The organism is Larkinella terrae, from assembly GCF_009668025.1.
Lineage (GTDB): Bacteria > Bacteroidota > Bacteroidia > Cytophagales > Spirosomataceae > Larkinella > Larkinella terrae.
Genome location: NZ_WJXZ01000011.1, coordinates 171,343 through 193,854, shown reverse-complemented (window position 1 = coordinate 193,854; position 22,512 = coordinate 171,343). Strand labels below are relative to the sequence as shown.

Annotated in this window: 20 protein-coding genes; 8 read left to right on the top strand and 12 right to left on the bottom strand. The window is 51.9% G+C overall.

All coding sequences use genetic code 11. The features are described 5' to 3' along the window. Positions 1 to 10: 10 nt before the first annotated feature. The 5 genes from GJJ30_RS18300 to GJJ30_RS18280 all read right to left on the bottom strand — a co-directional run bounded on the left by GJJ30_RS18300 (position 11) and on the right by GJJ30_RS18280 (position 4,425). Positions 11 to 628 carry a TetR/AcrR family transcriptional regulator gene (locus tag GJJ30_RS18300; protein WP_154176627.1) on the bottom strand — a complete coding sequence of 206 codons (618 nt, stop codon included), beginning with the start codon at positions 626 to 628 and terminating at the stop codon, positions 11 to 13. A gap of 152 nt (positions 629 to 780) precedes the next feature. Further along, positions 781 to 1,827: an adenylate/guanylate cyclase domain-containing protein gene (locus GJJ30_RS18295; RefSeq protein WP_154176626.1), complete on the bottom strand. Its 1,047-nt coding sequence runs from the start codon at positions 1,825 to 1,827 to the stop codon at positions 781 to 783. Then, positions 1,824 to 2,198 carry a response regulator gene (locus tag GJJ30_RS18290; RefSeq protein ID WP_154176625.1) on the bottom strand — a complete coding sequence of 125 codons (375 nt, stop codon included), beginning with the start codon at positions 2,196 to 2,198 and terminating at the stop codon, positions 1,824 to 1,826. The genes GJJ30_RS18295 and GJJ30_RS18290 overlap by 4 nt, the downstream gene beginning before the upstream one ends. A gap of 60 nt (positions 2,199 to 2,258) precedes the next feature. Next, a complete protein-coding gene (locus tag GJJ30_RS18285) occupies positions 2,259 to 3,611 on the bottom strand; it encodes an ATP-binding protein (protein WP_154176624.1) in 1,353 nt (450 codons plus the stop codon). A gap of 79 nt (positions 3,612 to 3,690) precedes the next feature. Then, positions 3,691 to 4,425 carry a DUF6683 family protein gene (locus GJJ30_RS18280; protein ID WP_154176623.1) on the bottom strand — a complete coding sequence of 245 codons (735 nt, stop codon included), beginning with the start codon at positions 4,423 to 4,425 and terminating at the stop codon, positions 3,691 to 3,693. A gap of 233 nt (positions 4,426 to 4,658) precedes the next feature. On the opposite strand from GJJ30_RS18280, the gene GJJ30_RS18275 reads away from it, so the two are divergent. After that, positions 4,659 to 5,684, top strand: a complete 1,026-nt coding sequence (locus GJJ30_RS18275; RefSeq protein WP_154176622.1) for an aldo/keto reductase — start codon at positions 4,659 to 4,661, stop codon at positions 5,682 to 5,684. A gap of 126 nt (positions 5,685 to 5,810) precedes the next feature. Here the strand turns inward: GJJ30_RS18275 and GJJ30_RS18270 are convergent, their stop codons facing one another. Then, positions 5,811 to 6,257 carry a PaaI family thioesterase gene (locus GJJ30_RS18270; RefSeq protein ID WP_229313224.1) on the bottom strand — a complete coding sequence of 149 codons (447 nt, stop codon included), beginning with the start codon at positions 6,255 to 6,257 and terminating at the stop codon, positions 5,811 to 5,813. A gap of 140 nt (positions 6,258 to 6,397) precedes the next feature. Here GJJ30_RS18270 and GJJ30_RS18265 point away from each other — a divergent pair, with 140 nt between their 5' ends. After that, complete coding sequence (locus GJJ30_RS18265) at positions 6,398 to 7,174, top strand: phosphosulfolactate synthase (RefSeq protein ID WP_154176621.1); 777 nt, start codon at positions 6,398 to 6,400, stop codon at positions 7,172 to 7,174. Positions 7,175 to 7,195: 21 nt separating this feature from the next. Further along, positions 7,196 to 7,846: a DedA family protein gene (locus tag GJJ30_RS18260; protein ID WP_154176620.1), complete on the top strand. Its 651-nt coding sequence runs from the start codon at positions 7,196 to 7,198 to the stop codon at positions 7,844 to 7,846. A gap of 241 nt (positions 7,847 to 8,087) precedes the next feature. Here the strand turns inward: GJJ30_RS18260 and GJJ30_RS18255 are convergent, their stop codons facing one another. After that, positions 8,088 to 8,774: an outer membrane beta-barrel protein gene (locus GJJ30_RS18255; RefSeq protein ID WP_154176619.1), complete on the bottom strand. Its 687-nt coding sequence runs from the start codon at positions 8,772 to 8,774 to the stop codon at positions 8,088 to 8,090. A gap of 177 nt (positions 8,775 to 8,951) precedes the next feature. Between GJJ30_RS18255 and GJJ30_RS18250 the strand changes: the two genes are divergently transcribed. Then, positions 8,952 to 9,530, top strand: a complete 579-nt coding sequence (locus GJJ30_RS18250; RefSeq protein WP_154176618.1) for a peptidylprolyl isomerase — start codon at positions 8,952 to 8,954, stop codon at positions 9,528 to 9,530. Between the two features lie 201 nt (positions 9,531 to 9,731). Here the strand turns inward: GJJ30_RS18250 and GJJ30_RS18245 are convergent, their stop codons facing one another. The 4 genes from GJJ30_RS18245 to GJJ30_RS18230 form a co-directional block, all read right to left on the bottom strand. Beyond that, positions 9,732 to 9,926 (bottom strand): cold-shock protein, encoded by a 195-nt coding sequence (locus GJJ30_RS18245; RefSeq protein WP_124878847.1) that lies wholly within the window; start codon positions 9,924 to 9,926, stop codon positions 9,732 to 9,734. A 160-nt stretch (positions 9,927 to 10,086) separates the two neighbouring features. Then, positions 10,087 to 11,355, bottom strand: a complete 1,269-nt coding sequence (preA, locus tag GJJ30_RS18240) for an NAD-dependent dihydropyrimidine dehydrogenase subunit PreA (RefSeq protein ID WP_154176617.1) — start codon at positions 11,353 to 11,355, stop codon at positions 10,087 to 10,089. A gap of 154 nt (positions 11,356 to 11,509) precedes the next feature. Continuing rightward, positions 11,510 to 12,859, bottom strand: coding sequence for an NAD(P)-dependent oxidoreductase (locus tag GJJ30_RS18235; protein ID WP_154176616.1), 1,350 nt, complete (start codon positions 12,857 to 12,859; stop codon positions 11,510 to 11,512). Between the two features lie 75 nt (positions 12,860 to 12,934). Continuing rightward, on the bottom strand, positions 12,935 to 14,443 hold the full coding sequence (locus tag GJJ30_RS18230; RefSeq protein WP_154176615.1) for an NCS1 family nucleobase:cation symporter-1: 1,509 nt from the start codon (positions 14,441 to 14,443) through the stop codon (positions 12,935 to 12,937). A 225-nt stretch (positions 14,444 to 14,668) separates the two neighbouring features. On the opposite strand from GJJ30_RS18230, the gene GJJ30_RS18225 reads away from it, so the two are divergent. Next, positions 14,669 to 15,262: an RNA polymerase sigma factor gene (locus tag GJJ30_RS18225; RefSeq protein WP_170299225.1), complete on the top strand. Its 594-nt coding sequence runs from the start codon at positions 14,669 to 14,671 to the stop codon at positions 15,260 to 15,262. Between the two features lie 34 nt (positions 15,263 to 15,296). On the opposite strand, the gene GJJ30_RS18220 is transcribed toward GJJ30_RS18225, so the two are convergent. Then, the gene (locus GJJ30_RS18220; RefSeq protein ID WP_154176613.1) at positions 15,297 to 16,067 is read right to left on the bottom strand and encodes a metallophosphoesterase family protein; all 771 of its coding nucleotides are present in this window, start codon (positions 16,065 to 16,067) and stop codon (positions 15,297 to 15,299) included. A gap of 329 nt (positions 16,068 to 16,396) precedes the next feature. Here GJJ30_RS18220 and GJJ30_RS18215 point away from each other — a divergent pair, with 329 nt between their 5' ends. From GJJ30_RS18215 to GJJ30_RS18205, 3 genes are all read left to right on the top strand, one after another. Then, a complete protein-coding gene (locus tag GJJ30_RS18215) occupies positions 16,397 to 17,404 on the top strand; it encodes a FecR family protein (RefSeq protein ID WP_154176612.1) in 1,008 nt (335 codons plus the stop codon). A gap of 50 nt (positions 17,405 to 17,454) precedes the next feature. Further along, positions 17,455 to 20,898, top strand: coding sequence for a SusC/RagA family TonB-linked outer membrane protein (locus GJJ30_RS18210; RefSeq protein WP_229313222.1), 3,444 nt, complete (start codon positions 17,455 to 17,457; stop codon positions 20,896 to 20,898). A gap of 70 nt (positions 20,899 to 20,968) precedes the next feature. Further along, complete coding sequence (locus GJJ30_RS18205; RefSeq protein WP_154176611.1) at positions 20,969 to 22,486, top strand: RagB/SusD family nutrient uptake outer membrane protein; 1,518 nt, start codon at positions 20,969 to 20,971, stop codon at positions 22,484 to 22,486. Positions 22,487 to 22,512 lie beyond the last annotated feature (26 nt).

Genomic DNA, 22,512 nt, shown 5'->3' with positions numbered 1-22,512 from the left:
CAAAAATTTTTTACAGTCCTTTGCGAATGGTTTCAACAAAAAGGTTGAACGCTTCTTCCATCACTTCTTTCCGGCGGTTTTCCTCGAACATTTCCAGCCGCTTCCGCAAAAAAAGCGCCGTATTGCCATGTACCATACTCCAGATCATCATCGAGGCCACCTCGGCATCTCGGGTCTTGAATACGCCCGTATCGATGCAGTCCTGAACACATTTGACGAGTATTCCAAAAGCGGCTTTTCCCTCATCCCAAATGTCATCCCGGCAGGCCATTGCGTCGATCGGGGCCGTCATGATAAACATCAGATCGAAAAATTCCGGGTTTTCGAATGCAAACCGGAAATACCGGCGACCGAGCTCAACCAGCCGATCAAAGGGAGCATCCAGGCTCAGCGCGGGCTGAAACTCTGCGATCATTTTCTGAAAACCGATGTTGTGAATGGCGTACAGTAAATCGTTTTTATCCTTGTAATAGAGATAAATCGTGGCAGGACTGTATTCAATCGCGTCGGCAATGTTGCGAATGCTCACCTTTTCAAAACCGTTCTCCAAAAATAGCTTTTGGGCTCCCTGCAGAATCAGTTTCCGCATTTCCTCTTTCTCGCGCTCTTTTCGCTCTGTGATTCCCATAGTTATTAATTAACAATGCAAATCTACTAAACACTGTTTAGTAAACAAGTAGTGTTTATGTTTATTCATAAAAAACTGTGTGAACGGTCGGAAGCGGGGTGCCAAACGTAGAATTACCGGAGTGAACAAAAACCGGTCAGCGGGCGGTTTTCTTATTCAATAACGGCATAAACCGCCACCGGTTTGGCTTTGTTTTTCAGTAAAACTTCCCCCAGCGGTTCGCAGCGGAACGAGTCTTTGACCAATTGATAGGCGGCATCGCTGATGATAATCTGGCCTTCCTGAGCGAACGATTGCAGGCGCTGGGCGGTATTGACCACGTCGCCGATAACCGTGTAATCCAGCCGCCGGAGCGTGGCCGAGCCGATGTTTCCCGAAATCACTTCGCCCGTGTTGATGCCAATGGCGACTTTCGGCGTGTAAATAGCCTCTTCGGGAGTCGTTTTTTCCATCGACTCGATGTGGTTCCGGACGGCCAGGGCGGCTTCGATGGCACGGTCGAGGTGGTATTCGCCCCGGAAAACCGCCATGATGGCATCGCCCATAAACTTGTCGACAAAACCGCCCTGCGCGATGATTTCCTTCACCATCACGTCGAAATAGAGGTTGATCAGTTTCACGACCGTGTCGGCGCTTTCCCGTTCGGTGATGGCCGTAAAACCGCAGATGTCGATAAAAACCGCCGTGGCCTCAATGGTTTCGTTCTGCATCAGCGACGATTCGAACTCCCGGCGATCCATGAAATTCAGCACCGATTCATCGACGTACATCCGCAGAATGTTGTTTTCCTTGATGGCTTTCAGCGTGTCGCGAAGCTGCAAAACGTGCCGGATGGTTTTCTGCATCGTCACGTCCAGGTCCTCGAAATTGACGGGTTTGGTAATGAAGTCGAAAGCGCCCCGGTTCATGGCCGTCCGGATGTTGGCCATGTCGCCGTAGGCCGAAACAATGACGGTTTTGGTCAGCGGACTTACTTCGCTGAGTTTTTCCAGCAGCGTCAGACCGTCCATTTCGGGCATATTAATATCACTCAGCACCACATCGATGTCGGGATGCTGTTGAATTTTGACCAGCGCATCGACGCCGTTCAACGCAAAAACAAACTCATATTGCAGTTCGCGGATTTGACGACGAAACTTCTGACGGATCAGCAGTTCCAGATCGGATTCGTCATCCACGACCAGAATTTTAGACTTCATAATACGGTTTTGAGTTTTTCTTTCAGGTTGGTAAAGTCGAGCGGTTTCGTCAGAAACGCGTCGGCTCCCAACTGCATGGCCTGATCATAGCTGTCGGCATCGCCATAGGCCGTAATCATCATCACGACGGGCGGAGGAACCGGATAAGTGGTTTTAATCAGTCGCAACAATTCCAGACCACTCATGCCGGGCATGTTAATATCCGACAGAATCAGTACACATTCAGACGCGTGTTCGTTCAGGTAGGCCAGCGCTTTCTCGCCCGAATGAGCGAAGGCGAAATTGATTTCTCCCCCCCGGATTTCGCGCCGGAAGCGCTGTTCAAAGAGTACTTGTACGTCGGTTTCGTCGTCAACAACCAATACTTTCATTTCAGGCGAATTTGTAAAAAGAAAAGTGCGTCTCTATTCAAAGGTAATCAAAGTCGGTCTTTATGTAGGTAACCGAATGATGAACTCGGTAAATTTCCCTTCCTCCGTATCGACCGTCAACTCGCCCTGGTGGCCCTTGGTAACAATATCATAGCTCAGCGACAGCCCCAGTCCGGTGCCCTGCCCGGTGGGTTTGGTCGTGAAAAAAGGCTGGTAAATTTTGTTCAGGACGGACTGGGGAATCCCGCAGCCGTTGTCGCGCACCCGGATTTCGATGTGGTGATCTTCCGTCCGCTTCGTGCTGACCTGCACCCTGGGCTGGTAGCCTTCCAGACCGGTTTTTCGCTTTTCTTCCGTCGCGTAAAAGGCGTTGGTAAACAGGTTGAGCAGCACCCGGCCCATGTCCTGCGGCACCACCGATACCAGTCCCAGTTTGTCGTCAAAATCCATCACCAGCGTGGCATTGAACGACTTATCGTTGGCGCGTAACCCGTGGTAAGCCAGCCGCAGGTATTCATCGGCGAGGTTGTTGAGGTCGGTCGGTTCCTGCTGGGGCGTGCTGGCGCGCGAATGTTGCAGCATTCCCTTCACAATCGAGTCGGCGCGTTTGCCGTGGTGGGTAATTTTTTGCAGGTTTTGCGCAATGTCGCCCAGAATTTCGTCTTCCAGTTCCAGGTCGCGGTCTTCGCGTTTCCGTTCCTCCTTCAATTCCTCGATGAGTTCGACCGATACTTCCGAGAAATTATTGACGAAATTGAGCGGATTCTGGATTTCGTGGGCAATTCCGGCGGTCAGTTCCCCGAGCGAGGCCATTTTTTCGCGCTGAATCAACTGATCCTGCGTGGTTTTGAGTTCTGTCAGCGTTTGCTCCAGTTCTTCTTTCTGGCGGGTCAGTTCGGCGGTCCGTTCGGCCACCAGCTGTTCCAGCATCACGTTCTGGCCGGCAATGATGCGGCTTTGTTCTTCTTCCTGCAAGCGTTTCAGCCGTTCTTTTTCGAGTGCTTTCTGCTGTTTCTGGCTGCTGACCCAGGTTGCAATCAGCCACACCAGCGCAAAAATCTGGGCGATGTCGATGATATCCTTGATGGATTTGTAAGTTTCCTTATCGATCAGGGCCACGATATCGCTAAACAGCGATATCAGGATGTACGGGCCAACGGCCAGCCAGAGGTTTCGAACCGGCCGGAAGTCTTTCAGCAGGTAAGCGGCCCCAACCATACCCAGCAAAATCAGGTGCCAGATCCATTTGGTGAAATCCGTATCGAGGAAAATTTCGGCTGCCAGCAAACCGGAAGCCGCGTATTGAACGATCACCAGAATTCTGTCCCATTCCGGAAACTGCTGAGCGGTTTGCAGCGAGTTCCGGATGTACCGAACCATAAAAAAGACAATCAGAAAAGAAGCTATTTCCATAGAAAATCGGGCGGCAGTGGGGCAACAGACGGTTTGGCTCCTCAAATTAAGTTTTCCGGGTTAGACTTCCAACAATTCATCACCGGACCTTTTTAACAAAACCGGCGCTCGTCAGGCGGACGGCTTTCAGGTCAAAACCGAGGTCTTTCACGCTCTTATGCACGATTTTCTGCAAATTGGCGAGCCCGGCGCGGTTGTTGGCTTTCTTCAGATCCTGGTAGGCCGTCCTCATGATCAGGGATTGGTACGCCATCGTTTCGGCAATTGTCTGCTTATCCCGGTCCTGTAAATCGGCCAGTTCTTCCGACGACAACAGCGCTACCTGCATGACCCGGCGAACGTTGTTGAAGCCGTTCGGATCATTGAATTCCTGGTTGTTGGCAATCTGCCAGTTGATCACCAGATAAGCGGTCAGGGCGTCGGCCAGATTCCGGCCGGAAAAACCGTAGCCCGCCAGCAAATTGTCAAATTCCGTTACCAGCCGGTTGTTCGCGAAAAGCTGCTCCAGTTGCGGTTCTGCCGACGGATTAGCCTGCGTGATCTGGTTGATAAACAGCTTCTTGATTTTTTCGCTGATGGAAGACGACCGGCTGAAATCCAGCGCCTTGAGCTTCGAGGGAGTCAGGGCAAGCGGTTTTTCCGAAGTCGATTTCTTTTTGCTGTATGAATTCAGCAGCGTGCTGTTAATGGCGGAAAAATTGGATTGAAACAAAGCTTCCCCGTTGGCTACCGATGAGGCCATTTCGTACTGGGCAAAAACCGTTGTCGACAGGAAAAGAAAAACCGCCAGGGCTAGTTTACATCTGTTTTTCATATGCGTGGAGTTGTTAAAAACCGTTGTCCGTAGGAGCGAATTAACGACGGAATTTGGAAAAAATAGCCTGGCGTGCAGTGATATTTCCTAAATTGACGCCGGAGAAAAGATTGTTTCGCGGAGGTGAGCGGAGAAAAAGGGAGTTTGGCAGAGATTTTTTTATGAACTCCGCTTACCTCCTTTTTTCTCCGCTCACCTCCGCGAAACAATCGCTGGTTTTTAGATGTAATGATATGGAATACAGACAATTAGGAGCATCAGGGCTGAAGGTTCCGGTGTTGAGTTTTGGAACCGGCACGTTCGGAGGTGGAACCGAATTTTTTAAAGCCTGGGGCAGTACGCAGGTCGACGAGGCAACCCGGCTGGTGAATCGATGCCTGGACGCGGGCCTGACACTCTTCGATACAGCCAACGTCTATTCACGCGGGCTTTCGGAAGAAATTCTCGGCAAAGCCCTGAGCGGATTGCGCGATAAAGCCCTGATTTCGACGAAGGCGACGTTTAAAATGGGCGACGGCCCGAACGATTTCGGCTCCTCGCGTTTCCATCTCGTGAAGGCCTGCGAAGACAGCCTGCGTCGGCTCAATACCGATTACATCGACATCTATTACATGCACGGTTTTGACGGCAACACGCCGGTGGAAGAAACCCTGAGCGCATTGAACGACCTGGTGCAGAGCGGAAAAGTGCGCTACATCGGCTGCTCCAATTTTTCGGGTTGGCATCTGATGAAATCGCTGTCGGTTTCCGAACGCTACGGCTGGGCGAAATACGTGACGCATCAGGCGTATTATTCGCTGCTGAGTCGCGAATTTGAATGGGAACTGATGCCGCTGGCGCTCGATCAAAACATCGGGACGGTGGTCTGGAGTCCGTTGGCCGCCGGACGATTGGGTGGTAAATACCGCCGGAACAACCCGGCACCCGCCGACAGCCGGATTGCGCAGGGTGGGGGCGAAGGACCGGTTTTGTCGGAAAACTACTGGTTTGGGATCATGGATACGCTGGACGAACTGGCGGCTGAAACCGGCAAAACCGTGGCGCAGGTAGCCCTAAACTGGCTCTTGCAGCGACCCACGGTTTCCAGCATCGTCATTGGCGCGCGAACCGAAGACCAACTGACCCAGAACTTGGGCGCCATTGGCTGGAATTTAACGAAAGAGCAGGTAGCCAGACTGGATGCCGCGAGCGACAAGGAACCGATTTATCCGTACTGGCACCAACGCAAAAACCCGGGTCTGAATCCGTTGCCTGTCTGATAAAACCGTCAGTATTTCAGCCAGTTACCCAACTTCAATATTCGTTATTCAGTATTCAATATTCGCTATTTAACTGATTATGAATTAAATAGCGAATATTGAATATTGAATAACGAATAATGAAGTTTAATGCTTGATCGAGGTTTGAATCAGATTTGAAGCGGCTTTGGCAATGATTTTGCCATCGGCGGCTGTAATGACGCATTCGGCGTGAACGATATTTTTGCCGGCCCGCACCACCTGCGTCCGCGCCGTGACGGTTTCGCCCAGTTTGGCGCTGTGCAGAAAATCGACGTTCAGATTCACTGAGGTGTAAATATGTTCCCGACCCAGGGCGTAAACCGTCGTTCCAATCAGTTCGTCGGCAATGGCGGCTGCGGCTCCGCCGTGCAGAATCCGCATGGGATTGGTCATGTCTTCCTTTACCTCATAAGCCACAGTCAGCGAGCCCTCTTCGGCCGCCAGGATAGTGCCATTGAGCCATCGGCCGAGGGGCGAAGGACTTTGGCGCATATCCTGGCCAATCATGGAACGGAAAAAAAGCAGCCGGGGGTTGGTTTCAGGGATTGACATACACTAAATTTTTCGACAAAAATAGCATTTAACCAAGTGAAAAACGGTTTAATCAAGTATAATCCGTGGATTTTCTTGGGAGGTAGCACGACTTGTGTTACTTTTAGGCGTTTTTTGCGCTAATCCGCTATCCTCTCAAAATGAATTATACGCTTTCCCACATTCCGGAACGGACCGTAAAACCCCGGCAGCACGGCCTGACGATGGTTATGGACAAGGGACTTAGTATCAGACAGGTCGAAGATTTTCTGTCTACCTCGGCTGAGTATACTGATATTGTGAAACTAGGCTGGGCAACGTCATTCGTTACGCCCCACCTGAAAGAAAAACTCAAAATTTATAAGGATGCCGGCATTCCGGCCTATTTCGGTGGTACGCTGTTTGAAGCTTTTGTGGTTCGGGGGCAATTCGATGACTACCGGCGGGTGCTTGATACCTTCGACTTGCAGTATGCCGAAGTGTCGGACGGTTCCATTGAGATGAATCTCGACGACAAGTGTCATTATATCACTGAGTTAGCTAAGCAGGTGACGGTTTTGTCGGAAGTGGGTTCGAAAGACGAAGCCAAAATTATTCCGCCCTACAAATGGATTCAACTGATGAAAGCCGAGCTGGAAGCGGGTGCCTGGAAAGTCATTGGCGAAGCACGCGAAGGCGGAACCGTTGGCCTGTTCCGGGCCAGTGGCGAAGTTCGGCAGGGGCTGGTCGAAGAAATCCTGACGCAAATTCCATCCGAAAAAATCATTTGGGAGGCCCCCCAGAAAGAACAGCAAGTCTGGTTTGTTAAATTGCTCGGCGCGAATGTCAACCTGGGCAATATTTCGCCGAATGAAGCGATCCCGCTGGAAACCATCCGGTTAGGGCTGCGCGGTGACACGTTTTCTCATTTTCTGAGCGGCCTCGGGCTGACTCACTAATCAACCTATCGATTCACACGTATGGAAGTTATTCAGTCGATTCTCGACTTCTTTTTGCACCTGGACAAGCATTTGGCCGATATCATCAATGAATATGGTACGCTGACCTACGCGATTCTGTTTCTGATTATTTTCGTAGAAACCGGTCTGATCGTCATGCCGTTGCTGCCGGGCGATTCGCTGCTGTTTGCCGCCGGAGCACTCGCGGCATCGACCGGCGCGCTGGACATGAAAATCATGATTCCGCTGTTGATCATTGCGGCTTTGCTGGGCGATAACGTCAATTATTTTGTCGGTAAATTTCTCGGTGGGCAGATCAAAATGCGGGAACGAATCCTGTTTTTTAAGCGGGAATACATCACCGAAACGGAGAATTTCTATCAGAAACACGGCGGCAAAACGGTAATTATGGCCCGGTTTATTCCCATTGTTCGCACGATTGCGCCGTTCGTTGCCGGTGCGGGCAGTATGAATTATTCCAAGTACATCGGCTACTGCGTGGCCGGGGCCATTCTGTGGGTGGTTGGAGTAAGCATGTTAGGCTATCTGTTTGGTAATCTGCCGATTATCAAAAATAATTTTGAACTGGTAATTTTCGGAATCATCGGTTTGTCAGTGGCACCGATTATTTTTCAATTCATCAAATCGAAACTGACCCGGGCTACCGCCTGATTCATTTCGACTTGATTCCAAGCAATCGGTCGGCTGATCGGGAAGATTTCCTGTTCAGCCGACCGGTTTTGTTTTGGTCCAATCGGAGTTGTAATCAGGTTTACGATTATCTTGTATTCCGGTTTTTGTTAAGCCGCTGACAGGGTTTTCAACCGCTGTCAGGTATCCGCGCCCTGACAGCGGTTGAAAACCCTGTCAGCGGTATGTTTATGTTTTATTCAATTTTAGCAATGAAGCACAATTAGCGCGACGAAATAGGATAATAAACGTTCAGGCTATATGCGCTGGTTTTGTAAGTAAATCCGGGATTTTTGCTCCGAGAATGTACAATATCTGCAATTCCAGGTTCATAGGATAAAGCCACCCAAACCGGTTTCTTTAACTTACCCAAATGAATTTTTAATCCCAAGTCCAGATTTACGCCATAGTTGAGCCGATAAAAACCTCGCGTTTGGACAGTTGTGCTGATTAATAGACCATCTCCGGTATAAGAAAAACCTTTTGACTTTATTAAATACCCTGCAAATAAACCGAATCCAATAAAAGGCTTAATTTTTCCGAATTTTAACGGATAATACCTCAGTTGAGGATAGAAAGTGAGGTATGTAAAATATTCTTCATACATATTATAAAAAGTTGTATCCAAATTTGGTGGGGAAATAAATCGTGTTGTTAAATAAGTTCTTTGGCCATAGCGTGATGCATTGACCGCAAAGGTTAGTTCATAATTGGTATTGAGTTCTTTCAGTCCATAAACCCCAACTTTAAAACCGGTTATGGAATAGCGGGAAAATGGTTTTATATAGCCGACATTGGTATTGGAAATCCCCGTAGTTATCCCCCAAGTGCTATTTTTGAAAATCTGAGCTTTTGAAGATATTGAATAAAAACCTAGGGCGGCCAGCAAAAAATAGTGAAACGTTTTCATGTTCGGTTAATGATTATATTTTGATCACTAAAACCGGGTTGTTCAATACAATTTGCACAATAAATAGACTTATTTGTGTTTTTTATAAAAATTTAACAATTGGCGGTTTTCATAGCATTGTTGTTTTTTAATCTATTAAACTAAACGATAAACTTCCTGCGATCGCTCCCCACAACAATGAAGCACTTCCTACTTTTCATATTCGCCTTCATCGCCTGGAACGCCAGCGCCCAGCGCGTCCGGCTCGACACTGAAGCGGGTCCAATTACGCTTGAGCTATACGCGGATAAAGCGCCTGGTACTGTGGCTAATTTCCTCCGGTATGTCGATGAAAAACGCTTCGACGGAAGCCGGTTTTACCGCGTGGTCCGGCTGGACAACCAGAGCAATAGTCCGGTGAAAATTGAAGTAATTCAGGGTGGCTTGCAAAATGATTCGACCCGTCGACTGCCGCCCATTTTGCAGGAAACGACGCAAAAAACCGGTCTGAAACATTTGAACGGCACGCTTTCTATGGCGCGGAGCAAGCCCAACAGTGAGACCTCGGAATTTTTTATCTGCATCAACGATCAACCCGAGCTGGATTTTGGTGGAAAACGAAACCCGGATGGCCAGGGATTTGCGGCTTTTGGACGCGTGGTAGAGGGCATGGACGTTGTCCGCCAGATTCAAAAAGGCGAAACCGGATCGGAAGCCAGCCTGGCGCAGACATTGAAAAAACCGGTTCTTATTCGAACGGCCCGGCGAGCGCCGTAGCTTTGCTCAACCCAATTTCAGGGGTGTACTTCTTTTGCCATTACCGGGGAGGCAACGGTTTTTACTTGGTAAAACCCAAAAAGGTTCGGCAGGTAAGGTCACAAAAATTCGCCAGGCAACCGGCGTTTGTGACGTTAAAAAGAAGAAGGAAAGCCGGTTAGCTTTGCAAGAACTCATCTCCGAAAACTAACCGGCCGATGGTTACCGGGCCCGCTTTACGTTCGTTGCATTCAACCCTTTCGGGCCGCGCTCTACTTCGAAAGTGACTTTGTCATGCTCCCGTAATTGATCCTGGCAAGCAGACACGTGGACGAAAATGTCTCCACTTGCATCATCGGGTACGATAAACCCGAATCCTTTGTTTTCATTAAAAAACTTAACTGTACCCGTTGGCATGATTTTCGAGAATAAAATGGAGATGTAAAGTAACGGTTTCTTCCCGGTAGTTCTTCATATAAGGGCAAAAAATTATGCTAAGAGCGAAAAAAAGCCTCAAATCACCCAACAATCACCTGTCTGTCAGACGATTTTTACGCCGGAGATGTCTTTTTATTCGTCAATGGTCGTTCAATGGCAGCCCCCGGCGCTGAAATTCTTTCCAGTTCAGGTAATCATCACCCCTGCGCTGCTCGACCATCGTGATGCAGTTATCCACCGGGCAAACCAGCTTACAGAGGTTGCAGCCGACGCATTCGTCCTCGATAACGGAATAGGTATTGTACGGTTTTCCGTAAGAAAGGTTGATCGACTGGTGCGACGCATCTTCGCAGGCAATGTAGCAAAGGCCGCAGCGGATGCACTTGTCGGGGTTGATGTGGGCGACGATGTGGTAATTGATGTCCAGATCTTCCCAGTACGTAATGGTCGGTACGGATTTTCCGATAAAGTCGTCGGTGGTTTTAAAGCCTTTTTCGTCCATCCAGTTGCTGAGTCCTTCGCATAAGTCTTCAATGATCCGAAAACCGTGTTTCATCACCGCCGTGCAAACCTGTACGGTCGTGGCACCCAGCAACATAAACTCTGCCGCATCTTTCCAGGTGCTGATCCCGCCGATGCCGGAAATCGGAACTTGCGACGTAACCGGGTCCTGGCTCAATGTGGTCAGCATTTTCAACGCGACCGGTTTGACCGCCGGACCGCAATAGCCCCCAAAAACGGATTTCCCGGCCACGTAGGGATTGGGCACCAGCGTATCGAGATCGACACCCGTAATGGACTGAATGGTATTGATCAGTGACAAACCGTTGGTTCCGCCCTCCACCGACGCCCGGCCCGACGGCACCACCGAATGCACGTTGGGCGTCAGCTTCGTAATGACCGGAATTGTGGCTTTTTCCATCACCCACTCCACCACCATTCGCGCAATGTCGGGGTCCTGCCCAACGGCCGCGCCCATGCCGCGCTCGGTCATGCCGTGCGGACAGCCGAAATTAAGCTCCAGGCCGTGCGCACCCGTATCTTCGACCTGCGCAATCAGTTCGTGCCATTTCTCGCGGCTGTTGTCGGCCATGAGCGAAACCACCATCGCACGGTCGGGAAACAGCCGAACGCATTCCGCAATTTCGCGGAGGTTGATGTCCAGCGGCCGGTCCGAAATCAACTCGATGTTGTTGAAGCCCATCATTCGGTTTCCGTTGTAGTTCACTGACGAATAGCGCGATGACACGTTCTTGATCTGACTCCCCAGCGTTTTCCAGACCACGCCCCCCCAGCCCGCTTCGAAGGCCCGCAGGACGTTGTACTGCTTGTCCGTCGGTGGAGCGCTCGCCAGCCAGTACGGATTGGGCGATTTGATACCCAGAAAATTTGCCGATAAATCCGCCATAGGGTTGGTTGGTTAAATGGTTTTTATGGGTTGGATGGTTAAAAATGGTTTTTATGGTTGAAATGGTTGAATGGTTGAATGGTTAAAAATGGTTGGCTGACGCGTGCTTGCTGACGCATTTTTTTGAATGCGCCCGCTAACCATTTTTAACCATTCAGCCATCCCAACCATTTAAAAAATCCAGAATCGCTTTCGCGCCGTCTTTCCCGGCCTGGACCGCATCGACGACTTCCTTGCCGCCGTTGACGCAGTCGCCACCGGCAAAAACACCGGATAGGTTCGTTGCACACGCCCCGTCGATCGCGATTTTTCCCTTCCGGTTTTCCAGCTGATTGGCGTTGACCAGCTCTTCAAACGGCATTTGCCCGGCAGCTTTGATCACCATATCGACGTCCAGCGTGAAGGTTTCTCCGGTTTCGACTGGCGACCGGCGGCCACTGGCGTCGGGTTCACCCAGGCGCATCCGACTGCAAATCAGCTGCGTAACCTGCCCGTTTTCGCCGACAATTTCCTGCGGGGCCGCCAGCCAGACAATCCGGCAGCCGTCGAGTTTGGCCAGATCCAGCTCGACTTCAGTGCAGGGCATTTCATCCTGCGTTCGGCGGTAAACGATGGTTACTTCGCTGGCTCCCAGCCGCTTAGCCTGCGTGGCCGCGTCGATGGCCGTCATGCCCAGACCAATCACGGCGACTTTATCACCGACGGGTGTGGACGGAAAACCGTTGGTCCGGATATCGTAAATAAACCGGATCGCATCTTCAACGCCCCGAAGGTCTTCGCCGGGAATATCCAGTTGCCGCGCCAATCCGACGCCAACGCCCAGATAAACCGCATCGTAATTTTGCTGTAAGTCGCTCAAGAATACGGTTTTTCCCAATTCCTGATTGTACTGAATCGCAATGCCACCCAGCGACGTGATGAAATTGACCTCGTCTTCGCAAAACTGGGGCGTCACTTTGTAAGCCGCAATGCCGTACGTCATCAAACCCCCGCCCTTGCTTTCTTTCTCGAAAACCGTCACATCGATGCCTTCACGACTCAGCGTGTGGGCGCAGCTCAGCCCCGCCGGACCGGCCCCAACCACCGCCACTTTCTTATGGGTTGACGGTTTTCGCTGGAAGAGCGGCCATTTTTCGGCAATCGCTTTTTCGGTCGAAAACCGCTGTAGTTTCGCAATCGGAATCGGCGGTTCGTCCATCAGATTATAGACGCAGGAGCCCTCGCATAATTTCTCCACCGGACAAACTTTAGAGCAACCCCCGCCCATGATGTTGGCGCTCAGAATCGTATGCGCCGAACCCTTCAGATTATCGGTGGTAATCTGCCGGATAAATTTCGGAACATCAATACTGGTCGGACAACTTTTCATGCACGGCGCATCGTAACAAAACAGGCAGCGGTTGGCTTCCACCAAAGCCGCATCCCGCGTTTCAAACGGCGGATGAATGTCGCTGAAATTCGCTTCGTATTGCGCAGCCGTTAACCGGTTATTGACGATTGACATGATGGATTCAATTGATGGATGAGGATGAATGCGGAGTCGGTAATCGATGCCGTCGCCGTGCTGATCCGTCCGGTTTTAATCAAAAGCGACATGCGGCAGTTCATTGGAAGGAATGGGTTGGTACGACCGCATCAGCACCAGATACACCAGCCCGCTGACCAGAAACCCGACGAACCACGCATAATTATAGAGGTGGGTAATCCAGGCCGGAACGCTGTCCGACGGAATCAGTTGAATGGTCGTCAGAAAACCAGGTACGTTGGGCAGAATGCCGACCAGTAATGCCACAATAGCCGCCGGATTAAAACCGGTTTTAAAACTGTATATACCGCTAGAACTGTACAATTCGCTGGTGATTAATTGCTGTTTCCGAACGAAGAAATAATCCGCAATCATAATGCCACCAACCGGCCCGAGCAGGCTCGAATAACCCACTAACCACGTAAAAATATAGCCGCTCGGATCGGCAATGAGTTTCCAGGGAAAAATCAGAATTCCGATGATTCCCGTCAGGTAACCGCCTTTTCGGAAGTCGATTCTGGAAGGGGCCAGGTTGGCAAAATCGTTGGCCGGGCTCACCATATTAGCCGCAATGTTGGTCGCCAGCGTCGAAATGGCCACGGCAATCATGGCGATGCTGACGATGAGTTTGTTCTCGAATTTTCCGGCCAGCACCAGCGGGTCCCAGATCGTGGTGCCGTAAATAATCGTCGTTGCGGAAGTGACCACCACACCGATAAAAGAGAATAAAGTCATCGACGGCGGCAGTCCGATAATCTGGCCTCTAACCTGTGCTTGCTGGCTCTTGGCGTAGCGCGTAAAGTCGGGAATATTCAGCGATAACGTGGCCCAGAAACCGACCATTCCGGTTAAAGCCGGGAAGAAAAACGCGAAAAAATCGGCTGTTGTGGCAAATTTAGACGGTTGTTTGAGAATAGGCCCTAAACCGTTTCCCGCCGAAAGCGCCCAGAATAACAAGGCCAGCGCGGCTACCGGTAAAAAGAACGCTTTGAAAACGAGTAGCTTTTTGATGCTTTCGACACCCAGGTAAATAACGTACATATTCAGTAACCAGAAGAAAAAGAAGCAGATAGCCGGTCCGGTTTGTAACCTGAACGAAGCCGGAAAAACCGTAGGCAGGCCTTCCAGGACCGGAAACCAGAGCCGGAACATCTGGTACAGTGCAAAACCGCCAATCCAGGTCTGGATGCCGAACCAGCCGCAGGCCACGATTGCCCGCAGGATGGCCGGAATATTGGCTCCACGGGTGCCGAAACTGGCACGCGCCAGCACCGGAAACGGAATGCCGTATTTCGCCCCCGCGTGTCCGTTTAATACCATCGGAATCAGCACCACCGTGTTGCCGATGAAGATGGTCAGGATGGCCTGCCACCAGTTCATGCCGCCTTCAATGAGCGAACTGGCCAGCATATAGGTTGGAATGCACAAACTCATGCTGATCCACAGGGCCGCGTAATTCCAGGTGGTCCAGGTGCGTCGGGCAACCGGAATCGGTGCCAGATCTTCGCTGTAGAGGGTAGAAGAAGGAATTGGACTTTGAATTTCTCCGGTATAATCGGGCATATGGAACGGGCGGTTTAGGATTGGGATTTTCGGAAAATCGGAATGGGTAAATTAACGATAAAGCCCCGAATTATCAACTACCGTTTAATCACCTGAAATGGGGGAGACGGTTTTTTATTTCGGTCTGATTACCGCCATTTTCTTATTTTAGTGGTAGCGGGATTACTGAAAAAATTGATACTTTGGGACCAGTTTTACGCCATGCCAATCTCTATTAAAAACGTGATGATGAAACGACATTACCAGCATGAAGAAGACATCGGGTTGTTTCAGCGAATGCAGCAGGATGATCCATTGGCCTTTGAAGAAATCTACAACCGGTATTTTCTGAAATTGTCCAATACGGCTTTTAAACGGCTTCAGGACCGGGAAATGACGGAGGAAATCGTGCAGGAATTATTCGTGAATCTCTGGCTGAAACGCCACCGGCTTCCGGAGCTGAAGCATCCCGAAAGTTACCTGCAAACGCTGCTTCGGAATTCGGTCATCGACTGGTTTCGGGCACAGGCCCGCCAGGACGGTTTTGCCGCCGAACTGCTGGCCCAGCCGGATCGCCAGACCGTCAACGCTACCGAGCAGCACATTTTATACGCTGATTTACAGCGGGCTTACGAATCGACCATCGGGCAATTGCCGGAAAAATGCCGTCAGGTGTACGCTCTTCATCAGCAGGGTCGGTCGGTGACCGACATTGCCGATCAGCTTCAGATTGCCCCTAAAACCGTTGAAAGTCATTTACTGAAAGCGCATCAAACGCTACGTCACGTGCTGAAAGACTACTCGGCGGTGGCCGTCGCGTTGTTCAACCTCGTTTTTTAATCCGTCGGAACTCCATTTGGGGGATATTCCGGCCTCACTTCACCATTTCTCCGGCTGACAAAAAATCCGCGTAGAAGTCCGGAATCGGGCTTTGGCGAATGGCTTCAATCGTTTCTTCGATTTCGTAATCGACTTTGATCAACTCGAATTGCAGGGAATCGGGGCCGAAGGCGGTTGTCGGATCGGAAACCGTGATGAGCAGATACGTCGCCCGTCGATCGGCCTCTTTGGACCGGCCCACTGACCCGCAATTGATGGCGGTTTTCAGCGTTGCGCCCGGAATCTCGCGGATGTACGACTGGTGCGTATGGCCCATCACCAGCACATCGGCGTTTTTTTCGGCCATCATCGCGGCCACGTCTTCCCACGCGTGGTCCGCATAAATGTATTCGTCGATGGAACGCGGGCTGGCGTGCACCAGCAGCAAACGAATGTCGCGGTCCGAAAAACCGAAGGTCAGCTGAATATGACGCGGCAGCGTTGCCAGAAACGCCTTGTTTTCTGTGGTAATGGCATTCCGGGTGTAGTCGATGGCAGCTATCCGGCACTGCGTTTCGAGCGGCCCGTGTTTGGGCAGCGGAACCACCGGCAGATCGAACGCGATGCGCTCGTCGTGGTTGCCCATCAACGTCGGAATGCGGTTTCGGCGGATCAGATCGATCACTTCGTTGGGCCAGGGCGCAAAATCAACCAGATCACCCAGGCAATACAACTGATCGGCCCGCCGGTTTTGGAGATCGTTTAAAACGGCTTTCAAGGCCGGTAGATTCGCATGAATGTCACTGATAACCGCAATTTTTAACATGCAGACGGAAGGAACGGTGTCGACAAAGATACCAGCCGATTGGGTTTGCAAAAAAGATAAAGCCGGTCTTGTGTGGTACAAATCAACGATGAATTACCCCTAAGTCCCCTAAAGGACGGTCGGCCGCTGCCGGACTTTTTAAACACCGGATTTTGTTCGCCAACGCCCGTCCGCGCCCGACCGTCCTTTAGGGGATTTAGGGGCAGATGACTACTCATTCTAATTTTTTTTCAAAAATTCTCCAAAACCGACTAAGGTTTTTGCTCGGCTTGTTCGTCTTAAGGGAGATAGATTGGATTTTACCATCTTAATCTATAAGTCTGACGAGAATGGACGACAACTACCCTTCCCCTGAATTACTGGAAAAGTACCTCTCCGGCCGTTGTTCACCCGACGAAGCCCGGCTGGTCGAACGTTGGTATGATTCGTTTGAAAACCGCCCGGATTTAGCGCAGGAACATCCCCAAACGCAGGATTCGGCCTATTCCCGGAAAATTCTACAGCAAATCCGCCAGCGAATTGAGGATGCTGAATCCCGACCGGTGCGACCGCTGGGGTTGGGTCGAAACTGGTTTTGGGCGCTCGGTGGCGTTGCGGCCGCCCTACTGCTTCTGACCCTGGGCATCTGGCAGTTTCAGCGCGTCGAAACGGCGGGAAAACCGGCGTTGGGCAACCCGAAAATCACGGAACGAACGCTGGAGAACACAACCAAAACGATTCTTCGGCGTGAACTGACGGACGGCAGCGTGGTCTGGCTGAGCCCCGCAACGAAACTGCGCTTCCCGGAGCGTTTTGCGCCCGCGCAGCGCATTGTGCAACTGGAAGGAGAAGCTTTTTTCGAAGTTCGCCGGGATACGAGCCGCCCGTTCGTGATTCAGGCCGGGAAGCTCAAAACCGAAGTGCTGGGAACGACTTTTAACGTCCGCGCCTACCGCAACAGCGTCCGGTTTGAGGTGTCGGTCGTGACCGGAAAAGTGGCTGTGAGTGTCGCCAACCGGCAACCGGTTTTGCTGACGGCGCGCCAGCAGGCGGTTTTTAACCCGAAAGCCGAGTCGCTCGCCAAAATGAAACTGCCGCGTTTTACCAAACCAAAACCCTGGGAACCGGCCACGATTGCCTTCGAATGGGCGTCGCTCCGGCAGGTGGCCGATGCGCTGGAGGAGACATTTGGTGTCCGGATTCAGTTCCGCAATCCGGCGCTGCAAAATTGCAAGCTGCGGGCCGATTTCACGAACATGCGACTGCCCGTTATCCTGAATTTACTCTGTAAAACAACCGATTCGTCTTATACGCTCGATGGCCAGGAAATCGAACTCGATGGCCTGGGTTGCCCCTGATTACGCGCTTTTTAATCTATCCACTTTTAAACCTGTTTCACTATACTGCTATGAGGAATCAATTTTACGCTCCACCGGGCGGCCTTGCGACACCATTGCGACTGACGCTGGTTCACCTGTTGCTGGTGGTTGTTTTATCATCCGCGTCGTTTGCCGGAAACCGACTAGGCCTATCCAGTCGGGGCCAGGATGAACTCAGCCGGAAAATAGTTTTGAAAGTTGAAAACGTGACGTTGCGGGATGCCCTGCTGCAGATCGAACGGAAAACGCACATTAAGTTTGTGTACAGCAGCCGGGTTATTCAGGAACAGCGGGTCAGTTTCCACACCCAGGGCGGTCGGCTGGCCGACGTGCTGGATAAACTGCTGATGCCGCTCGGTATTTCGTATGAACTGGTTGATAATCAAATTGTATTGTCTAAAAAAGAAACCTCGGCAACCGAAGCCGTTCCAACTGCACCAGCCGAAAAAACCGCTGAGGTGAAACAAGCCCAGGCCGTGGTTTTTACGGTTCGGGGAGTGGTGAAAGAAGCTGCCGGAAACCCGCTGCCGGGCGTTAACGTCGTGGAGAAAGGCACCAGCCGGGGAACCAACACCGACGCGAACGGCGCCTTTCAACTGGATGTGGCCGACGGGAACGCCACGCTGGTGTTCAGCTCGATTGGATATCTGAAACAGGAAGTGGCCGTCGGCAACCAAACCAACCTGACCGTCAGCATGGCCGTTGATAACCGCAACCTCGACGAGGTGGTGGTGATTGGGTACGGAACGGTTCGGAAAAGTGACCTCACCGGTTCGGTCGCGGCCATCAAGGGCGAAAAACTGCTGGATCGTCAGGCGAATAACGTAGCGCAGTCGTTGCAGGGCCGGATTCCGGGCGTCGATGTCATGGTCAATTCCTCCGCGCCGGGTTACCAGCCCCGCGTTCGGATTCGGGGCGTTGGCTCCATCAACTCCAGCCTGGAACCGCTGTATGTGGTCGACGGAATTATCGGGGTGACGAATGCCAACCTGTTGAATCCCAACGATATTGAATCGCTGGAAGTATTGAAAGATGCTTCGGCCACGGCGATTTACGGCGCGCGCGGTGCCAACGGTGTGATCATTATTTCGACTAAGCGCGGTAAATCGGGCGCTACGCAGGTATCCTACGATGTCTGGGGTTCGCTCATCACGCCCGCCCGCTACCTCGGAACGTTGAGCGCAACGGAATTTATGTCGGTTTACAACAAAGCGTTCGATAACGCGGCCAAATACGATCCGGCCGGTTTTGCCAGCGGAAAATTCGTACGGAATGATCCGAAAAACTTCCCGAACCTGTTTGATGCCAACGGAAATCCGAAGTACAACACCGACTGGGAACGCGAAGTGTACAAACCCACCGGTTCGCAAAACCACGAACTCGGCATTCGGGGCGGTACGGATAAAACCTCTTACAGCGTTTCGCTGGGCTACACCGATCAGGGCGGTTTGATGATCAATTCGTGGTACAAACGCTATTCGGCTAAGTTTACGCTCGACAATCAGGTGAACAAATGGCTGAAGTTTGGCGGCAGTATTTTCCTGAACAAATCCAGTCAGAAAGAGGCCGACGACGCGTCCGGCGGTTTGAACGTGCCGCGGATGGTGATGGAAGCCATCCCCATTTTGCCGATCAATTATCCCGACGGTAGCTGGGGCCGCAATAAAGACTGGCCCGGCATGGAAGGGGGCGAAAACCCGGTTCGGATTACACTTCAACGCCAGCGGTTTAACTACAATACGCAGGTGCTGGGACAGGTGTATTCGTTGATCAACTTCACGCCCAACCTGACGCTGCGGACCAATTTTGGCTACGACCTGCTGTTTTACAAACGGAATTTCTACTCCGGCCGCGACCTGAACGCGCTCTCGGCCGACCAGAAAGGGGTGGCCGAAATCAGCACGAACCAGGAAGCCTACTGGCAGTTTGAAAACTACCTGAACTGGAATAAGACCTACGGCGATCACACGTTTTCGGCCCTGGCCGGTTTGTCGTGGCAGGAGCGGCACTACGAAAACTACACGGCTTCGGCGCAGAACTTTATCGACGATTTCTGGGGCTATCACAACCTCGGCGTCGGAACGAGTTTGCAAACGCCCTCGTCCGGCGATGGCGAATGGTCGCTCAACTCGTATTTTGGTCGGTTGAACTACAACTTTAAGGACAAGTACCTGTTTACGGTTACGGGCCGGTACGACGGTTCGTCCAAGTTCGGGGTGAACAACAAATACGCGTTCTTCCCGTCGGCGGCCATTGCCTGGAACGTTTCGCAGGAAGAATTCCTGAAATCGGCGACCTGGCTGTCGAACCTGAAACTGCGGGCCAGTTACGGCAAAACCGGTAACCAGGAAATCGGTCAGTATGCCTCACAGCAGTTTCTCGGAACCGGAACCATTCTGCTGGGCGGGGTACGCTCGACCGGTATCTGGCGGAGCTCGTTCGGGAACCCGGATTTGCGCTGGGAATTTACGAACCAACTGGACATTGGTGCGGACATCGGGTTGCTCAATAACCGGATCGATCTGACGCTCGACTACTACCACAAGATCACGAAGGACCTGCTGCTGAACGCGCCCATTCCGTGGTCGACGGGTTTGAGCACGGTGACGCAGAACATCGGTTCGGTCGAGAACAAAGGGTTTGAACTGGGCATCAACACGCGCAACATCAGCACCAGCAAGTTCAACTGGTCGACGAACATCGCGTTTTCGACCAACAAGAATAAAATCCTGAAGCTGGGCGTCAACGGCGACGACATCTTCCCCGGCCCCAACTTCCTGGGTAACACGAACATCCTGCGGATTGGCTACCCAATCGGTACGATCTGGGGCTACAAACGGCTGGGGGTTTTCGGGACGAACGAAGCGGATCTGGCGGCCAAATACAACAAACGGCCGGGTGACCTGAAATGGGCCGATCTGAACAACGACGGCAAAATCGACGCGCAGGACGAAGGCATCATCGGCCGTTCGTACCCGAAATGGACCATGAACGTGGGCAACACCTTCCAGTTTGGCAAGTTCGACTTGTCGTTCGACATCCGGTTTGTGATTGGCGTCAATACCGTCAATGCCACGAAACACTCCGTGGAAGACCGGCAGGCCATCGCCAGCAGCTCGCGGACGGTTTTAGGAGCCTGGACGCCTGAAAATCAGAACAGTAAGATTGCTGAAATCCGACATTACAATGCCGGTTATTCGACGCACATGGATGACTGGTGGATGGAAGACGGCTCGTTCATTCGCGGACAGAATGCGGTTTTGGGCTATTCGCTGCCGACCAAGTTTGGCAAGGTGAACTTCCAGCGGCTGCGGGTTTACGCCAGCGCGCAGAACTTCTTCCTGATCGACAAGTACTCGGGCTACGACCCCGAAGCACTGACCGGTTTTGGCGGCCAGCTGGTGGCCAACATGGAGTTTTTCCAGTATCCCCGCCCGCGCACGTTTAACCTGGGGCTGAATGTGACATTTTAACGTTTACGGTTCACGGTTTTCAGTTTACAGTCAACCGAAAACCGTAAACCGAGAACCATAATCTTCAATCATGAAAAAACACCTCATTTTACCCATACTAGCCGCCGGTTTGACGCTGACTTCCTGCGAAGATTTTCTCAAGGAACATCCGACCGGCTCCCTAACCACCTCGTCCTCGGTTTCCAGTCCGGAAATTGCCCGGGCGTTTGCCGACGGCGCTTACTCGAACATCACCACCTGGAACAACGGCGGGGGCGGCTGGGGCGGCAACAACGCGTCGCTGCTGGAATACATGACCGGCAAAGCCGACGGTAATTCGCAGACGGAAGCCTTCAAGTTCTACAACCTGGAATACACTTCCAACGCGTTTTACATCGACAACTGGTGGTCGGGCATGTTCTCCGGCATTGCCCGCGCCAACCTCGCGATTCAGAAAATCGGGGAAATTGCGACCTTGCCCGCGGCTACCAAAACCAACATGATTGCGGAAGTGCGAACCATGCGGGCGCTTTATTATTTTCAGTTGGTGCGCATGTTTGGTGATGTTCCGAAACTGACTACGCTCGTTACCGAACTGGGTCAGGTGGCCACCAAACGGTCGCCGGTGAAGGAAATCTACGACGAAATCATCATTCCGGACCTGCTGGAAGCGGAGAAGTCGACCTTGCCCTGGCGCGACACCGGTGGCCGGATTTCGATGGGCGCAATCAAGTCGATTCTGGCGGACGTATACCTGACCTACGCCGGTTTTCCGGTTAAAGCCGGGGCGCAGGCTTATACCGAATCGGCCAAACGTTCGAAGGAACTCCTCGACAACGGCACGTACACGCTGTTCACGGAATACACGGACATGATCGTTCCGGCCAACCGCAACACGAAGGAATTTATCCTACAGGTGCAGCACGAAAAAGACATCCGGAACAACGGGATGACGCCGGTTATTCTGCCAACACTACGCGGTATTGCCTCGTATTCAGACGAATACGGCGGTTTGATTCCGCGCAAGGAGTTCGTGGAGAGCTACGAAAAAGGCGACAAACGCACCCAGGAAAAGCAGTTCTACTATACGTTCTACAAAGGCCATCCGTCGGATTATCCGCTGGGCGACCCGCGCCGGGAGCGGCTGGATCTGGGCGGTTATTACATCTATAAGTACTTTGATGTTCAGGCCGTTGACAACGACGCCAAAGCCAATATCAACTTCACGATTTACCGGCTGGCGGACGTGATGCTGATGTACGCCGAAGCGTCGAACCGGGCGGAAGGCAAGCCCAATGCACAGGCTACCAAAGCGCTCAACGACATCCGGGCGCGGGCGAAGCTGGCTCCGGTGACGACCACCAACGTCGACGAGTTCGAGCAGGCGGTTTGGGCCGAGCGGTATTTTGAACTCGCTTACGAAGACAAAATGTGGTTCGATATGGTTCGGACGCGGAAAGTGCGCAACGACATTACCAAGAAATGGGATGATTTTGTCGGCCACACGACGGTTTACGGCAAGACCTTCACCGCCAATCAGTTGCTGCTGCCGATTCCGCTGCGCGAGATTAACAACAACCGCAACCTGGTGCAGAACCCCGGTTTTTAAGATTCCGAGTCATTCATCAACAACTA

What these genes read in the sequence shown, in the direction of transcription:
- GJJ30_RS18300 (WP_154176627.1), bottom strand. Translation starts at nt 628, where the DNA reads ATGGGAATCACAGAGCGAAAAGAGCGCGAGAAAGAGGAAATGCGGAAA.
- GJJ30_RS18295 (WP_154176626.1), bottom strand. Translation starts at nt 1,827, where the DNA reads ATGAAGTCTAAAATTCTGGTCGTGGATGACGAATCCGATCTGGAACTG.
- GJJ30_RS18290 (WP_154176625.1), bottom strand. Translation starts at nt 2,198, where the DNA reads ATGAAAGTATTGGTTGTTGACGACGAAACCGACGTACAAGTACTCTTT.
- GJJ30_RS18285 (WP_154176624.1), bottom strand. Translation starts at nt 3,611, where the DNA reads ATGGAAATAGCTTCTTTTCTGATTGTCTTTTTTATGGTTCGGTACATC.
- GJJ30_RS18280 (WP_154176623.1), bottom strand. Translation starts at nt 4,425, where the DNA reads ATGAAAAACAGATGTAAACTAGCCCTGGCGGTTTTTCTTTTCCTGTCG.
- GJJ30_RS18275 (WP_154176622.1), top strand. Translation starts at nt 4,659, where the DNA reads ATGGAATACAGACAATTAGGAGCATCAGGGCTGAAGGTTCCGGTGTTG.
- GJJ30_RS18270 (WP_229313224.1), bottom strand. Translation starts at nt 6,257, where the DNA reads ATGTCAATCCCTGAAACCAACCCCCGGCTGCTTTTTTTCCGTTCCATG.
- GJJ30_RS18265 (WP_154176621.1), top strand. Translation starts at nt 6,398, where the DNA reads ATGAATTATACGCTTTCCCACATTCCGGAACGGACCGTAAAACCCCGG.
- GJJ30_RS18260 (WP_154176620.1), top strand. Translation starts at nt 7,196, where the DNA reads ATGGAAGTTATTCAGTCGATTCTCGACTTCTTTTTGCACCTGGACAAG.
- GJJ30_RS18255 (WP_154176619.1), bottom strand. Translation starts at nt 8,774, where the DNA reads ATGAAAACGTTTCACTATTTTTTGCTGGCCGCCCTAGGTTTTTATTCA.
- GJJ30_RS18250 (WP_154176618.1), top strand. Translation starts at nt 8,952, where the DNA reads ATGAAGCACTTCCTACTTTTCATATTCGCCTTCATCGCCTGGAACGCC.
- GJJ30_RS18245 (WP_124878847.1), bottom strand. Translation starts at nt 9,926, where the DNA reads ATGCCAACGGGTACAGTTAAGTTTTTTAATGAAAACAAAGGATTCGGG.
- preA (WP_154176617.1), bottom strand. Translation starts at nt 11,355, where the DNA reads ATGGCGGATTTATCGGCAAATTTTCTGGGTATCAAATCGCCCAATCCG.
- GJJ30_RS18235 (WP_154176616.1), bottom strand. Translation starts at nt 12,859, where the DNA reads ATGTCAATCGTCAATAACCGGTTAACGGCTGCGCAATACGAAGCGAAT.
- GJJ30_RS18230 (WP_154176615.1), bottom strand. Translation starts at nt 14,443, where the DNA reads ATGCCCGATTATACCGGAGAAATTCAAAGTCCAATTCCTTCTTCTACC.
- GJJ30_RS18225 (WP_170299225.1), top strand. Translation starts at nt 14,669, where the DNA reads ATGATGAAACGACATTACCAGCATGAAGAAGACATCGGGTTGTTTCAG.
- GJJ30_RS18220 (WP_154176613.1), bottom strand. Translation starts at nt 16,067, where the DNA reads ATGTTAAAAATTGCGGTTATCAGTGACATTCATGCGAATCTACCGGCC.
- GJJ30_RS18215 (WP_154176612.1), top strand. Translation starts at nt 16,397, where the DNA reads ATGGACGACAACTACCCTTCCCCTGAATTACTGGAAAAGTACCTCTCC.
- GJJ30_RS18210 (WP_229313222.1), top strand. Translation starts at nt 17,455, where the DNA reads ATGAGGAATCAATTTTACGCTCCACCGGGCGGCCTTGCGACACCATTG.
- GJJ30_RS18205 (WP_154176611.1), top strand. Translation starts at nt 20,969, where the DNA reads ATGAAAAAACACCTCATTTTACCCATACTAGCCGCCGGTTTGACGCTG.